The following is a 12,638-nucleotide window of genomic DNA, read 5'->3' on the forward strand; positions in this document are numbered from 1 at the left end:
CCCCCGCCATGGGGCGGCCCTTGCCGGGTGCCTCTCGCGCGGGCCGCGCCGGTTTTGTACGCTCTGCGCGCAAGGAGACGATGCACGCCGCACGGCTCTTGTTCTCGCAGTTTTTTTCCATTGACATTGCATTGACCCATGAAGCCTGTCCTGCTTGCCCTCATGTTCCTGTCCGAAGAGCACATCGCCCAGATGGCTCAGACCTTCGAGGTGGTCTACGCCCCCGACGCGCCCCAGGCCGCGGCTGCCATTGCGCAGCATGGCGGGCGCGTGCGCGTGGTGCTCACCATCGGTGCCGTGGGCCTGAGCCCCGCGCAGATCGACGCATTGCCCGCGCTCACCCTCATCTGCGTGCTGGGCGCAGGCTATGAGAACGTGGCCGTTGCGCACGCCAAGGCGCGCGGCATCGTGGTGGCCACGGGCGCGGGCACCAACGACGACTGCGTGGCCGACCACACCTGGGGCCTGCTGATCGCGGCGCAGCGCCGCATCCTGGCGCTGGACAAGGCCACGCGTGCGGGCATCTGGCGCACGGCGCTGCCGCTGCCGCCCAACGTGTCGCACAAGCGCCTGGGCATCATCGGGCTGGGCACCATCGGCAAGAAGATCGCGCAGCGCGCGCTGGGCTTCGAGATCGAGGTGGGCTACCACAACCGCAGCGTGCGCACCGATGTGCCCTACCGCTACTTCGCAGACGTGGCGGCGCTGGCCGGATGGGCGGACTTCCTCGTGGTCGCCACGCCGGGTGGTGCAGGTACCAGGCACCTCGTCAATGCCGCTGTGCTGGATGCCCTGGGCGCACGCGGCGTGGTGGTCAACATCGCGCGCGGCAGCGTGATCGACACGGCCGCCCTGGCCGCCGCGCTGCGCGAAGGCCGCATCGCGGCGGCGGGCCTCGATGTGTACGAAAGCGAGCCCGCGCCCCCGGCCGAGCTGCTGGACCTGGACAACGTGGTGCTCACGCCCCACGTGGCGGGCTGGTCGCCCGAGGCGGTGCAGGCCTCGGTGGACCGGTTCATGGAAAACGCCCGGCGCCACCTGGCGGGCGAGGCGCCCGTCACGGTGGTGTGACAGAAGGTTCAATAGTGATATCGGCTGCTGGCGCTTGCTGGACAAGCGCTGGCAGCTATTCCATCAGGAGCGACTCATGTCCGTCGATTTGAATGCGCTGCAGGCCCGGCTGCGTGTGTTTGCGGCCGAACGGCAGTGGCAGCCGTTCCACACCCCCAAGAACCTGGCCATGGCGCTGATGGTGGAGGCGGCCGAGCTGGCCGAGATCTTCCAGTGGATGACGCCCGAGCAGTCGCGGTCGGTGCGCGACGACCCGGCGTTCAAGGAGCCCATCGCCGATGAAGTGGCCGATGTGCTGCTGTACCTGCTGCAGCTGGCCGACCATGCGGGCGTGGACCTGGCCGAAGCGGTGGAGCACAAGCTGCGCAAGAACGCCGTCAAGCACCCCGCACCAGAAAACCTGAAGTGAACGAGGGCGCCTGCACCGGTGTTGCATGCCGGGTGCTCTCCATTTGGCGGTGACGGGACGCCCATGAAAAAGCCCCGCCAGGGCGGGGCTTTTTCATGCTGCACGCACCGGCTTACTTCCGTGCGCCGGTGATGGCATTGCTCACTTCTTGCGCGCGGCGATCGCCTTCTCGGCCGAGCCCACCAGGTCGGCGCCGATCTGGCCCTTCCACTTTTCGTACACGGGGCGCGTGGCCTTCACGAAGGCATCGCGCTCGGCGGTGGAGAGCTGCGTGACGGTCACGCCATTGGCGGCGATGTCCTTGAGCAGGGGCTTGTCGGCCTCGACCATGCCCTTGCGGGCAATGGCGATCTCCTCCTTGCCGGCATCGATGGCGGCCTGCTTGACGATCTCGCGGTCGGCGGGTGTCCAGGACGCCCAGATGTCCTTGTTGACCACGAAGATCAGCGGGTCGTTCACGTAGCCCCACATCGTCACGTGCTTTTGCGCCACGGTGTGCAGCTTGGCGGCCATGTACACGGCAATCGGGTTCTCCTGGCCGTCCACGGCGCCGCTGGCAAACGCGGGCTGTGCATCGGCCCAGCTCATCTGGGTGGGGTTGGCGCCCAGCGCGGTGAAGGTGTCCAGGAACAGGGGCGAGCCCACCACGCGGATCTTCAGGCCCTTCAGGTCCTCGGGGGTCTTGATCGCCTTCTTGGAATTGGAGATCTCGCGGTAGCCGTTCTCGCCCCAGGCCAGGGGCATCACGCCCGCCTTGTCCAGGGTCTGGAAGATCTGCTTGCCCACGTCGCCCTGCGTCACCGCGTCCACCGCCGCGTAGTCGGGGAACAGGAAGGGCAGCGAGAACAGGTTGAGCTGCTTGACCTGGGGCGACCAGTTGATGGTGGAGCCCACAGCCATGTCGATCACGCCCTGGCGCAGCGCGCTGAACTCGCGCGTCTGGTCGCCCTGGATCAGCGAGACGCCGGGGTACAGCTTGATGTTGATGCGGCCGCTGGTGCGCTCGCGGACCTTGTTGGCCCAGAGTTCGCCGCCCTTGCCCCAGGGGAAGGCGGTGCCCAGCACCAGCGACATGCGGTACTCGCTCTTGTAGGCCGTCTGGGCAATGGCGGCGGGGGCGGTGAAGGCGAGGGCGGCCGCAGTGGCGACGGCGGAAGTGAGGAAAGTGCGCAGTTTCATTGTTTCAGTCTCCTTGTAGAAATCAGGGGTCAATGTGTGAATCAATAACCGAGTTTGGCGGGCAGCCACAGGGCCAGTTGCGGGAAGGCGATCACGAGCACCATCACGAGGAACATGGCGAACAGCATCCAGCCCACCCAGCGCACGGTGGATTCCATGCGCACGCCGGCGATGCGGCACGAGACCATGAGGTTCACGGCCAGCGGCGGTGTGAACTGGCCCAGGGCCACCTTCAGGGTCAGGATCACGCCGAACCAGACAGGGTCCCATTTGTAGAACTGCATGATGGGCAGCAGCAGCGGCACGAAGATCAGGAAGATCGAGATGCCGTCGAGGAACATGCCCACGGTGATGAGCAGCACGATGAGCAGCGCCAGCACGCCGTACTCGCCCAGGCCGGAGTTCACGATGGCGTTGGCCACCGGGTCGATCACGCCCAGCGTGGACAGCGAATACGCAAAGATGCCCGCGAGCGACACCACGATGAGGATCACGGCCGACAGCTCGCCCGATTCGCGCAGGATGGGGAACAGGTCGCGCACCTTGATCGTGCGGTGGATCACCATGCCCACGAACAGGCCGTAGAACACCGCCACCACGGCGGCCTCGGTGGGGGTGAACCAGCCGGCGCGCATGCCGCCCAGGATCAGCACCGGCGCGGCCAGGCCCCAGGTGGCCTCGCGCAGGCTCTTCCAGAACGGGGGGCGGGGCATCGTGGCTTCCAGCGCGCCCATCTTGTGCTTGCGGGCCATCCACACGGCCGGCACGATCAGCGCGATGCCTGCCAGGATGCCGGGGATCATGCCGGCGGCGAACAGCGCCGGCACCGAGGCGCCGGGCACCAGCACCGAGTAGATGATGAACGCGACCGAGGGCGGGATCAGGATGTCCGTGGCCGCTGCCGCGCCCACCACGCTGGCCGAGAACGAGGGCGGGTAGCCCGCGCGCGACATGGCCGCGATCATCACGCCGCCCACGGCGGCGGCGTTGGCCGGGCCCGAACCCGAGATGCCCCCGAGGAACATGGCCACGGCGATCGCCACCAGCGGCAGCATGCCCGGGCCGCGTCCGACGATGGCCACGGCGAAGTTGACCAGGCGCAGCGCCACGCCCGAGCGGTCGAAGATGGAGCCGACCAGCACGAACATGGGGATGGCCAGCAGCGGGTACTTGCCCAGCCCGGCGTAGAAGTTCTGCGGCACGGCCAGCAGGCCGAACCACTGGCTGTCGGCATTGGCCAGCGCGATGGCGGCGGCGCCCGCCAGGCCCAGCGCGGCGCCGATCGGCACGCCCACGAACATCAGGCCCAGGAAGGCCACGAACAGGAGCGTGGCGATCATGGCCGGGCGTCCTCGGCAGATTCATCGGTGGCCCCGGGCGCCGCGCGCGTGCGCCGCACCAGCAGCCCGACGGCCCGCGCCGCGATCAGCGTGGACAGCACGGGCAGCCAGATTGAATACCACCACTGCGGCACGCCGATTCCGGGCGAGGTCTCGCCGAAGCGGTAGTCGTCCCACACCACGCGCACGCTCAGCACCGCGATCAGCCCGAACAGCAGGGCCACGGTGATGGCTCCCAGCTGCGCCAGGCGCCTGCTGCGCAGGGCCGAGCCGCCTTCGGCGAAATACTCGATGCGGATGTGCTGGTCGCGCGCCACGGCGGCCGAGCCCGCCACCAGGGCCAGCACGATCATCAGGAACACGGAGATTTCCTCCGTCCAGGCGAAGGAGGAGTTGGTGAAATAGCGCACCAGGACATTGGCGAACGTGATGAGCGCGAGCGCCGCCATCACGAGGACGGTGAGCCAGTCTTCAAGGCGCAGCGAGCGGGGCTCGGCGTCGGGGCTGGCAGCGCCGGGCGATGCATCGGCCGCGGGCCCGGGGGGGGAAGAGGAGGACATGGGAGCAGGGGTGGAGGGGAACAAACATATGCGAATGCCGGCAGCCCTGCCCGGCGGTGTTGTGCACCGGGGGCTGGGGCGAATCCCGCCCCGAGCGCAAAAAAAGCGCGGTAAGCGCTGCTTTCTATTATGCGATGGTTGCTATGCATGCACACCATTGGTGCGCCTGGGGCGGGCTGTGAAAACCCTCATATCTTTACGAAGCACGTCCGCAGGCGCGCGCGGATAATGCGCCCATGGAAACCAAGTGGCTAGAGGATTTTGTCAGTCTTGCGGAAACGCGCAGCTTCAGCCGCTCCGCCCAGTTACGCCACGTGACGCAGCCCGCCTTCTCCCGGCGCATCCAGGCCCTGGAAGCCTGGGCGGGCACCGATCTGGTGGACCGGAGCTCCTACCCCACCCGCCTCACGCCCGCCGGCAAGACCCTGTACGACCAGGCGCTGGAAATGCTGCAGGCACTGCAGAACACGCGCGCCATGCTGCGCGCGCACACCAGCGCCGGCAAGGACATGATCGAGTTCGCGGTGCCGCACACGCTCGCGTTCACCTTCTTCCCCGCCTGGGTGTCCAGCCTGCACGACAAGTTCGGCCCGTTCAAGAGCCGCCTCATCGCCCTGAACGTGCACGACGCCGTGATGCGGCTGGTGGAGGGGGGCTGCGACCTGCTGATCGCCTACCACCACCCGTCGCAGCCGTTCCAGCTCGATGCCGACCGCTACGAGATGGTGAGCCTGGGGCAGGAGGTGCTCTCCCCTTACAGCAAGGCCGACGCGGAAGGCCAGCCGCTGCACCGCCTGCCGGGCCGCGCCGGGCAGCCGCTGCCCTACCTGGGTTATGCGCCCGGTGCCTACCTGGGGCGCGTGACGGAGCTGATCCTCAAGGAGTCCGGCACGCCCATCCATCTGGAGCGGGTGTACGAGACGGACATGGCCGAGGGCCTCAAGGCCATGGCGCTCGAGGGCCATGGCGTGGCCTTCCTGCCGCACAGCGCGGTGAAGAAGGAACTGCGCTCGCGCCGCCTGGTCAGTGCGGCGCCGCCCGATACCGAAGGACTGCAGATGACCATGGACGTGCGCGCCTACCGCGAAAAGCCCGCAGGCAAGGAAGCCCCCAAGGGCACGGCGCAGGCCCTGTGGACTTACCTGCAATCCCAGGCAGGGTCATGCTAAGGGTAAATACGGATATAAACACTTTGCATAGTTGCGCGCGCAAACGGCATTGGAATTTCACGGTAACGACACGTACAGTCTGCGCCATCGACGGGTCGGTTACCGCAGCGCGCGCCCTCTGAAGGCCCCACGGTGGCACGAACATTGCAAATCCGATCCATCCACTCACCGAGACACCGTATGAACGTTCAGCATTGGGGAATTGCCTGGGGCCTTGCCGCCCTGTGCAGCGCTTTTGCGACTTCTGCGCAGGCCTCGGTGCTCGAGCGCATCGGCGCTGGCGGCAAGCTGGTGATCGCCCACCGGGAATCGTCGGTGCCTTTCTCGTACATCGACACCCAGTCCGGCAAGCCGGTGGGCTACGCGATGGATCTGTGCCTGCGGCTGGCCGAGGTGGTGCGCAAGAAGACCGGCAAGAAGGACATGGAGGTCGAGTTCGTGGCGGTCACGCCGGCCAACCGCATCGCGGTGATCGAGCAGGGCAAGGCCGACATGGAGTGCGGCTCCACCACCAACAACGCCGAGCGGCGCCAGAAAGTGGCCTTCACGATCCCACACTTCATTACCGGCGCGCGCCTGCTGGTGAAGTCCGCCAGCCCCATCGACCGCGTGGAAGACCTCAACGGCAAGAAACTGGTGTCCACCAAGGGCACGACGCCGCTGAAGGCGGCCGACCAGGCCAACCGCGAACGCCTGATGGGCATCACCATCGTGGAGGCGCCCGACCATGCCAAGGCCGTCGAAATGGTGGAAAAGGGCGAGGCCGACGCCTTCGTGATGGACGACGTGCTGCTGTACGGCCTGGCGGCCGGGCGGCCCGACCCCAAGGCGCTCAAGGTGGTGGGCCGCTTCATGACCACCGAGCCCCTGGCCATCATGCTGCCCAGGAACGACCCCGAGTTCAAGAAGCTCATCGACGAGGAGATGCGCCGCCTGATCACCAGCCGCGACATCTACCCGATCTATGACAAATGGTTCAACAAACCCATCCCCCCGAACAACACGGTGCTGAACCTTCCGGTCAGCTACTTGTTGCGGGACTTCTGGAAATACCCTACCGACCAGGTCCCGTTCTGACTAATATCCCTGGTCGAGGTTTCCATTTTTGGAGAATGCGGTCTGCCGGTACCCCCGGCAGGGTCGAATCTCTAGAATCCATCCCTTTTTTCGCTTCACACACAAGGAGATACCAATGAAGAAGCATTTGCTCGCGGTTGCCGTGACCGCCCTGGCTGCAGGTAGCGCTTTCGCTCAGGCCACCGACACCCTGGCCAAGATCAAGGCCTCGGGCAGCGTGACGCTGGGTGTGCGCGAGTCTTCGGGTCTTTCCTACACCCTGGGCAACGGCAAGTTCGTGGGCTTCCACACCGAAATGGGCGAAGTCGTCCTGGCCGACATCCAGAAGCAGTTGGGCCTGCCCAAGCTGGACGTCAAGTACCAGCCCGTCACCTCGCAAAACCGCATCCCCCTGGTGACCAACGGCACCGTGGACCTGGAGTGCGGCTCCACCACCAACAACGCTGCGCGCCAGAAGGACGTGGCGTTTGCCGTGACCACCTATGTGGAAGAAGTGCGCACCGCCGTGAAGTCCAGCTCGGGCATCACGTCGATCAAGGACTTGAACGGCAAGACCATCGCCACCACCACGGGCACCACGTCGGTGCAGACCCTGCGCAAGCACGAGCGCGCTGGCGGCATCGACTTCAAGGAAGTCTTCGGCAAGGACCACGCTGACAGCTTCCTGATGCTGGAAACGGGCCGCGCTGACGCTTTCGTGATGGACGCCTCCATCCTGGCGGCCAACATCTCCAAGTCCAAGAACCCCGCCGACTACAAGATCGTCGGTGAAGTCCTGAGCGTGGAGCCCATCGCCTGCATGCTGCGCAAGGACGATGCAGCCTTCAAGAAGGCCGTGGACGACTCCATCAAGCGCCAGATCGCGGACGGTTCGCTGGCCAAGCTGTACGACAAGTGGTTCATGCAGCCCGTGCCGCCGACCAACACCAAGATCGGCCTGCCGATCTCCGATGCCACCAAGGCCGCCTGGGCATCGCCTAACGACAAGCCCATGGAAGACTACGCAAAGAAGTGATCTTCTGAGCGCTTGTGCCCCTTCGGCCAGCCGGTTTGAAGGGGCTTTTTTGTTGGGCTCGCGAGCGGTAGCGGCCAACGCAACACCAAGAATTAAAGGGGTGCTCCTATGAGTTGGGATTGGCAGGTGTTCTGCCAGGACACCATGGACCGGGAAGTCGTGCAAAGCTGCTTTGGCAAGGGCGGCGACATCACGTACCTGGACTGGATGCTGTCTGCCTGGGGCTGGACGGTGTCTGTTTCTCTGCTGGCACTTGTGCTGGCACTTGTTTTGGGCTCTTTCATCGGCACGCTGCGCACTCTGCAGGACCGGCCGGTGATCGTTCGGCTGGGCAATGCCTGGGTCGAGCTATTCCGCAATATTCCGCTGCTGGTCCAGATCTTCCTCTGGTACCACGTCCTGCCGAGCCTGTTCCCGGTGCTCAAGGGCGTTCCGGGGTTTGCACTGGTCGTGCTGGCCCTGGGCTTCTTCACCTCGGCGCGTATCGCCGAGCAGGTGCGTTCGGGCATCCAGACGCTGCCACGCGGCCAGCGCTATGCCGGCCTGGCGGTGGGGTTCACCACGTTCCAGACCTACCGCTATGTGCTGCTCCCCATGGCGTTTCGCATCATCATCCCGCCGCTGACCAGCGAGACGATGAACATCTTCAAGAACTCGTCGGTGGCGTTTGCCGTGTCGGTGGCCGAACTCACCATGTTCGCCATGCAGGCGCAGGAAGAAACCTCGCGCGGCATCGAGGTGTACCTGGCCGTGACGGCGCTCTACATCATCTCGGCCTTTGCCATCAACCGGATCATGGCGTTCATCGAGAAGCGCGTGCGCATCCCGGGCATGGTCGTGGCCAGCAGCGCAGGCGGAGGTCATTGATATGAATCTCGACTTCTCCTTCTACAACTGGGATCTCATCTCCAATTTCGTGCTCAAGGGGCTGTACTTCAGCCTGCTGCTCACCTTCGTGGCCACCATTGGCGGGGTGATCTTCGGCACCGTGCTCGCGCTCATGCGCCTGTCGGGCAAGAAATGGCTCGACGTGCCCGCCACCATCTACGTCAACGGCATGCGCAGCATTCCGCTGGTGATGGTGATCCTGTGGTTCTTCCTGCTGGTGCCCGCCATCATCGGGCGGCCCATCGGCGCGGAAGTGTCGGCCGTGGTGACCTTCATCGCGTTCGAGGCCGCCTATTTCAGCGAGATCATGCGCGCCGGCATCCAGTCCATTCCGCGCGGACAGGTGCATGCCGGCCAGGCGCTGGGCATGACGTATGGCCAGAACATGAAGCTCGTGGTGCTGCCGCAGGCGTTCCGCAACATGCTGCCGGTGCTGCTCACGCAGACCATCATCCTGTTCCAGGACACGTCGCTGGTCTACGCCATCGGCGCCTACGACATGCTCAAGGGCTTCGAAGTGGCAGGCAAGAACTTCGGCCGGCCCATCGAGGCCTACCTGGCGGCCGCCGTCCTGTACTTTGTGATGTGCTACGCGCTGTCCTGGATGGTCAAGCGCCTGCACCAGAAGATCGCAATTATTCGGTAGCCCCCCTGAGTCGCCTTCGGCGCCTTCCCCCGAGAGGGACGGCGCCAGTGGCCTGGCAAAGCCAGTTCCACGGCGTCCTCGCATGGGGCCGGATCGGTCTCATGCGCAGCGCCCTGAACAAGTGACGAGAGAAGAGATTGGAGAAAGAAATGATCGAACTCAAGAACGTATCCAAGTGGTATGGCCCCGTGCAGGTGCTCAACGAATGCTCGGCCACCATCAACAAGGGTGAAGTGGTGGTGGTGTGCGGGCCCTCGGGCTCGGGCAAATCCACGCTGATCAAGACCATCAACGCGCTGGAGCCCTTCCAGAAGGGCGAGATCACCGTGGACGGCATCCGCCTGCACGATCCCAAGACCGACCTGCCCAAGCTGCGCAGCCGCGTGGGCATGGTGTTCCAGCATTTCGAGCTGTTCCCCCACCTGTCGGTGACGGAGAACCTGACGATCGCGCAGATCAAGGTGCTGGGCCGCAGCGCGGACGACGCCAAGAAGCGTGGCCTGAAGATGCTCGAACGCGTGGGCCTGATGGCGCACAAGGACAAGTTTCCGGGCCAGCTCTCGGGCGGCCAGCAGCAGCGCGTGGCGATTGCCCGTGCGCTGTCGATGGACCCCATCGTGATGCTGTTCGACGAACCCACGTCCGCGCTCGACCCCGAAATGGTCGGTGAGGTGCTGGACGTGATGGTGGGCCTGGCCAACGAAGGCATGACCATGATGTGCGTGACCCACGAAATGGGCTTCGCACGCAAGGTCAGCAACCGCGTGATCTTCATGGACGTGGGCGGCAAGATCCTGGAAGACTGCTCCAAGGACGACTTCTTCAACAACCCCGACGCCCGCCAGCCGCGCACCAAGGACTTCCTCAACAAGATCCTGCAGCACTGATGGCTCCCCCTGAGTCGCCTGCGGCGCCTTCCCCCAGGGGGACGCCACCGGTGGCCTGGCAAAGCCAGTTCCCCGGTGGCGCTGGCTTGGGCCGCGCCAGTTTCATGCGGCGAGTGGCGTGCAGGTGTTCAGGATTAAAAGCAAAAAGCGCTCTTCGGAGCGCTTTTTTTATGGGCGCATGCAATGCCAAGGAGCCCAGGCTAACGCTTGCCCCGCCGGCCGGCCGGCGGGCTGCCCTCCACGATGAGCTGCGACTCAAAATCCGTCCACAGGTCGTCGCGATGCTTCAGGGCCTCGGACACGGCCTTGTGGCGCAGCTGGGCCACGGCCGACACCAGGGCGTTGCACAGGAAGAAGGCCGCGGTGTAGGAGTCGAACGGTGATGCGTTGGAGGTGCGCACCTGAAGCCGGTGCTGGGCCAGCCGCGCCAGCGGCGCGGCCGCGCTGTCGGTGATGGCCAGCACCTGTGCGCCCGCATCGCGAAAGCGCTGGGCCACCTTCACCGGGCCGCTCGCATAGCGGCGGATGCTGAAGACCAGCAGCGTGTCCTCGGGCTGCACCCACAGCAGTTGGTCGGTGGTCGCCACGGCGCCCACGCCCAGCTCATGTACCCCGGGGCGGCACATGTTCAGGTGCAGTGCCAGCCACGCGGCCACGGGTGCGCTGTTGATCTGGGCCAGCACGAACAGGCGGCCCCGGGCCTGGGCGATGCGCCGGGCGATGGCCTCAAAGGCCGCCATGTCCAGGCCGTCGCGCGTGGCGGCGATGTTGTGCTGGTCGTGCAGCAGCGCATCGTCCAGGCACTGCTGCAGGCTGCGCTCCGTGCCGATGGTCACCGGTGCGCGCTGGCCGGCCGTTTGCAGCAGCGCCGTGACTTCGCCGCGCGCCTCGCGCTGCGCCTGGGCATAGCTTTCATAGCCCAGCTTGGCGAACAGCCTCACCACCGTCGATGCGCTCGTGCCGTTGCGCGCCGCCAGCGCCGTGGCGGACTCCAGCAGCGCGTGCGGGTAGTCGCGCCCCAGCGCCTCGGCCAGCGCGCGCTCGCTGGTCGTGAGTTTGGCGCCCTGGCGGGCCAGGCGCTCGGTCAGCAAGCCGGCGGATTCTTGCAAGGATGATTTCATGAATGTCTCTTTTATGAAAAATGTATTGCAAACAGAGGCAGCGCGTGCAACACTTCGGCCCAATTTTCGCCCCGCGTTCAGGGGCAGGACCCAAGGACACAGATGCAGGATACCCTTGAAGCAAGCGGCTCCCAGGTGCGCCGTCGCATCCTGGACTGGCTCGCTGGCCAGTCGCAGGCCATGCAAGACCTGTTGCAGAAAGTCGTGAACATCGACAGCGGCAGCCGCGACGAGGCGGGGGTGACGGCCGTGGCCACCGTCCTGCGCGAGCGGCTCGAGGCCGCCGGTGTGGCCGTGCGGTTCGAGCCCGTACCGGGTTACGGCGTGCTGCTGCATGCCCACGTTCCCGGCGCCGCCGACGGCCCGCCCATCGTGCTCATGGGCCACATGGACACCGTGTTCCCCTCGGGCACCGTGGCGCGGCGCCCTTTCCGCGTGGAGGACGGCCGTGCCTACGGCCCGGGCGTGGCCGACATGAAATCCGGCCTGGTGATGAACGTGTTCGTGGCCGAGGCCTTCGCGCGCTGCGGCGGGCTCCAGGGGCCGCTGCAGCTGTTCTTCTCGTGCGACGAGGAGATCGGCTCGCCCGCCACGCGCGAGCGCATCATGGCCCAGGCGCGCGGCGTCAAGGCGGTGCTCAATGCCGAGCCGGGACGCGTCAGCGGCAACCTGGTGACGAGCCGCAAGGGCTCGATGGTGGTGGAGTTCGAGGTGGAGGGCGTCGCCGCCCACGCCGGCATCAACCACGCGGCGGGCGCGAGCGCCATCGAGGCCCTGGCCCGCAAGACGCTGGCGCTGCACGCACTCACCGACCCCTCCACGGGCACCACCGCCAACGTGGGCGTGGTGCAGGGCGGCATCGTGCCCAACATGGTGGCGCCGCACGCCAAGGCCGCGGTGGACCTGCGCTTCACCTCGGACACCGACCCCGAGGAACTGCTCGCCAGGGTGCGCGCCATCGTGGAGGAGGAATCCGTGCCACGCACCAAAGGCCGCATCACCGAATCGCGCCGCACGCTGCCCATGAAGCCCACGCCCGACGCGCTGCTGGCGCTGTACCAGCGCGGCGCCCAGTCGTTGGGCTTCGAGGTGCAGGGCGAATTCACCGGGGGCGCGGCCGACAGCGGCCTCACCGCCTCCGTGGGCGCGCCCACGCTGTGCGGCACCGGCCCCGTGGGCGGCCACCCGCACACCGAGCGCGAGTACTGCGAGCTGTCCACCTTCGTGCCGCGCGCCCAGGCCGTGGCGCTGGCCATCCTGGACCATCCCTGATCCC

The 12,638-nt window shown here is 66.2% G+C and carries 13 protein-coding genes; 9 read left to right on the forward strand and 4 right to left on the reverse strand.

Annotated elements, in window-relative coordinates; all coding sequences use genetic code 11:
• Positions 1-138 precede the first annotated feature (138 nt).
• Together AC3RCE_RS04335 and AC3RCE_RS04340 are read left to right on the forward strand one after the other, a co-directional pair.
• Positions 139-1,071, forward strand: coding sequence for a 2-hydroxyacid dehydrogenase (locus tag AC3RCE_RS04335; protein WP_492244319.1), 933 nt, complete (start codon positions 139-141; stop codon positions 1,069-1,071).
• A 76-nt stretch (positions 1,072-1,147) separates the two neighbouring features.
• Positions 1,148-1,480, forward strand: coding sequence for a nucleotide pyrophosphohydrolase (locus AC3RCE_RS04340; RefSeq protein ID WP_369641398.1), 333 nt, complete (start codon positions 1,148-1,150; stop codon positions 1,478-1,480).
• 141 nt (positions 1,481-1,621) lie between these two features.
• Here the strand turns inward: AC3RCE_RS04340 and AC3RCE_RS04345 are convergent, their stop codons facing one another.
• The 3 genes from AC3RCE_RS04345 to AC3RCE_RS04355 are packed head-to-tail and all read right to left on the reverse strand — an operon-like array spanning position 1,622 to position 4,559.
• Entirely contained in the window at positions 1,622-2,659 is a 1,038-nt protein-coding gene (locus AC3RCE_RS04345) for a DctP family TRAP transporter solute-binding subunit (RefSeq protein WP_218340469.1), read from the reverse strand.
• 41 nt (positions 2,660-2,700) lie between these two features.
• Positions 2,701-3,999 carry a TRAP transporter large permease gene (locus AC3RCE_RS04350; protein WP_218293246.1) on the reverse strand — a complete coding sequence of 433 codons (1,299 nt, stop codon included), beginning with the start codon at positions 3,997-3,999 and terminating at the stop codon, positions 2,701-2,703.
• A complete protein-coding gene (locus AC3RCE_RS04355; RefSeq protein ID WP_218340468.1) occupies positions 3,996-4,559 on the reverse strand; it encodes a TRAP transporter small permease in 564 nt (187 codons plus the stop codon). Before AC3RCE_RS04355 ends, AC3RCE_RS04350 begins: the two co-directional genes overlap by 4 nt.
• Before the next feature lie 236 nt (positions 4,560-4,795).
• Between AC3RCE_RS04355 and AC3RCE_RS04360 the strand changes: the two genes are divergently transcribed.
• The 6 genes from AC3RCE_RS04360 (at position 4,796) to AC3RCE_RS04385 (ending at position 10,241) form a co-directional block, all read left to right on the forward strand.
• Positions 4,796-5,728: a LysR family transcriptional regulator gene (locus AC3RCE_RS04360; RefSeq protein WP_218293248.1), complete on the forward strand. Its 933-nt coding sequence runs from the start codon at positions 4,796-4,798 to the stop codon at positions 5,726-5,728.
• 180 nt (positions 5,729-5,908) lie between these two features.
• On the forward strand, positions 5,909-6,805 hold the full coding sequence (locus tag AC3RCE_RS04365) for an amino acid ABC transporter substrate-binding protein (protein ID WP_218293249.1): 897 nt from the start codon (positions 5,909-5,911) through the stop codon (positions 6,803-6,805).
• A 115-nt stretch (positions 6,806-6,920) separates the two neighbouring features.
• Entirely contained in the window at positions 6,921-7,820 is a 900-nt protein-coding gene (locus tag AC3RCE_RS04370) for an amino acid ABC transporter substrate-binding protein (RefSeq protein WP_218293250.1), read from the forward strand.
• A gap of 108 nt (positions 7,821-7,928) precedes the next feature.
• The gene (locus AC3RCE_RS04375; RefSeq protein WP_218293251.1) at positions 7,929-8,687 is read left to right on the forward strand and encodes an amino acid ABC transporter permease; all 759 of its coding nucleotides are present in this window, start codon (positions 7,929-7,931) and stop codon (positions 8,685-8,687) included.
• Position 8,688: 1 nt separating this feature from the next.
• A complete protein-coding gene (locus AC3RCE_RS04380; RefSeq protein ID WP_218293252.1) occupies positions 8,689-9,354 on the forward strand; it encodes an amino acid ABC transporter permease in 666 nt (221 codons plus the stop codon).
• A 149-nt stretch (positions 9,355-9,503) separates the two neighbouring features.
• Positions 9,504-10,241, forward strand: a complete 738-nt coding sequence (locus tag AC3RCE_RS04385; RefSeq protein WP_218293253.1) for an amino acid ABC transporter ATP-binding protein — start codon at positions 9,504-9,506, stop codon at positions 10,239-10,241.
• A gap of 200 nt (positions 10,242-10,441) precedes the next feature.
• Here AC3RCE_RS04385 and AC3RCE_RS04390 read toward each other — a convergent pair whose 3' ends face one another.
• Positions 10,442-11,362, reverse strand: coding sequence for a MurR/RpiR family transcriptional regulator (locus tag AC3RCE_RS04390; protein WP_492254610.1), 921 nt, complete (start codon positions 11,360-11,362; stop codon positions 10,442-10,444).
• A 102-nt stretch (positions 11,363-11,464) separates the two neighbouring features.
• Here AC3RCE_RS04390 and AC3RCE_RS04395 point away from each other — a divergent pair, with 102 nt between their 5' ends.
• A complete protein-coding gene (locus tag AC3RCE_RS04395) occupies positions 11,465-12,634 on the forward strand; it encodes a M20 family metallopeptidase (protein ID WP_492254611.1) in 1,170 nt (389 codons plus the stop codon).
• Positions 12,635-12,638 lie beyond the last annotated feature (4 nt).

This window comes from Acidovorax sp. GW823-FHT05D11, assembly GCF_058795695.1.

Coding starts and splice junctions, on each gene's coding strand:
- AC3RCE_RS04360 (WP_218293248.1), top strand. CDS start 4,796: ATGGAAACCAAGTGGCTAGAGGATTTTGTCAGTCTTGCGGAAACGCGC.
- AC3RCE_RS04340 (WP_369641398.1), top strand. CDS start 1,148: ATGTCCGTCGATTTGAATGCGCTGCAGGCCCGGCTGCGTGTGTTTGCG.
- AC3RCE_RS04365 (WP_218293249.1), top strand. CDS start 5,909: ATGAACGTTCAGCATTGGGGAATTGCCTGGGGCCTTGCCGCCCTGTGC.
- AC3RCE_RS04335 (WP_492244319.1), top strand. CDS start 139: ATGAAGCCTGTCCTGCTTGCCCTCATGTTCCTGTCCGAAGAGCACATC.
- AC3RCE_RS04385 (WP_218293253.1), top strand. CDS start 9,504: ATGATCGAACTCAAGAACGTATCCAAGTGGTATGGCCCCGTGCAGGTG.
- AC3RCE_RS04395 (WP_492254611.1), top strand. CDS start 11,465: ATGCAGGATACCCTTGAAGCAAGCGGCTCCCAGGTGCGCCGTCGCATC.
- AC3RCE_RS04375 (WP_218293251.1), top strand. CDS start 7,929: ATGAGTTGGGATTGGCAGGTGTTCTGCCAGGACACCATGGACCGGGAA.
- AC3RCE_RS04350 (WP_218293246.1), bottom strand. CDS start 3,999: ATGATCGCCACGCTCCTGTTCGTGGCCTTCCTGGGCCTGATGTTCGTG.
- AC3RCE_RS04380 (WP_218293252.1), top strand. CDS start 8,689: ATGAATCTCGACTTCTCCTTCTACAACTGGGATCTCATCTCCAATTTC.
- AC3RCE_RS04355 (WP_218340468.1), bottom strand. CDS start 4,559: ATGTCCTCCTCTTCCCCCCCCGGGCCCGCGGCCGATGCATCGCCCGGC.
- AC3RCE_RS04345 (WP_218340469.1), bottom strand. CDS start 2,659: ATGAAACTGCGCACTTTCCTCACTTCCGCCGTCGCCACTGCGGCCGCC.
- AC3RCE_RS04370 (WP_218293250.1), top strand. CDS start 6,921: ATGAAGAAGCATTTGCTCGCGGTTGCCGTGACCGCCCTGGCTGCAGGT.
- AC3RCE_RS04390 (WP_492254610.1), bottom strand. CDS start 11,362: ATGAAATCATCCTTGCAAGAATCCGCCGGCTTGCTGACCGAGCGCCTG.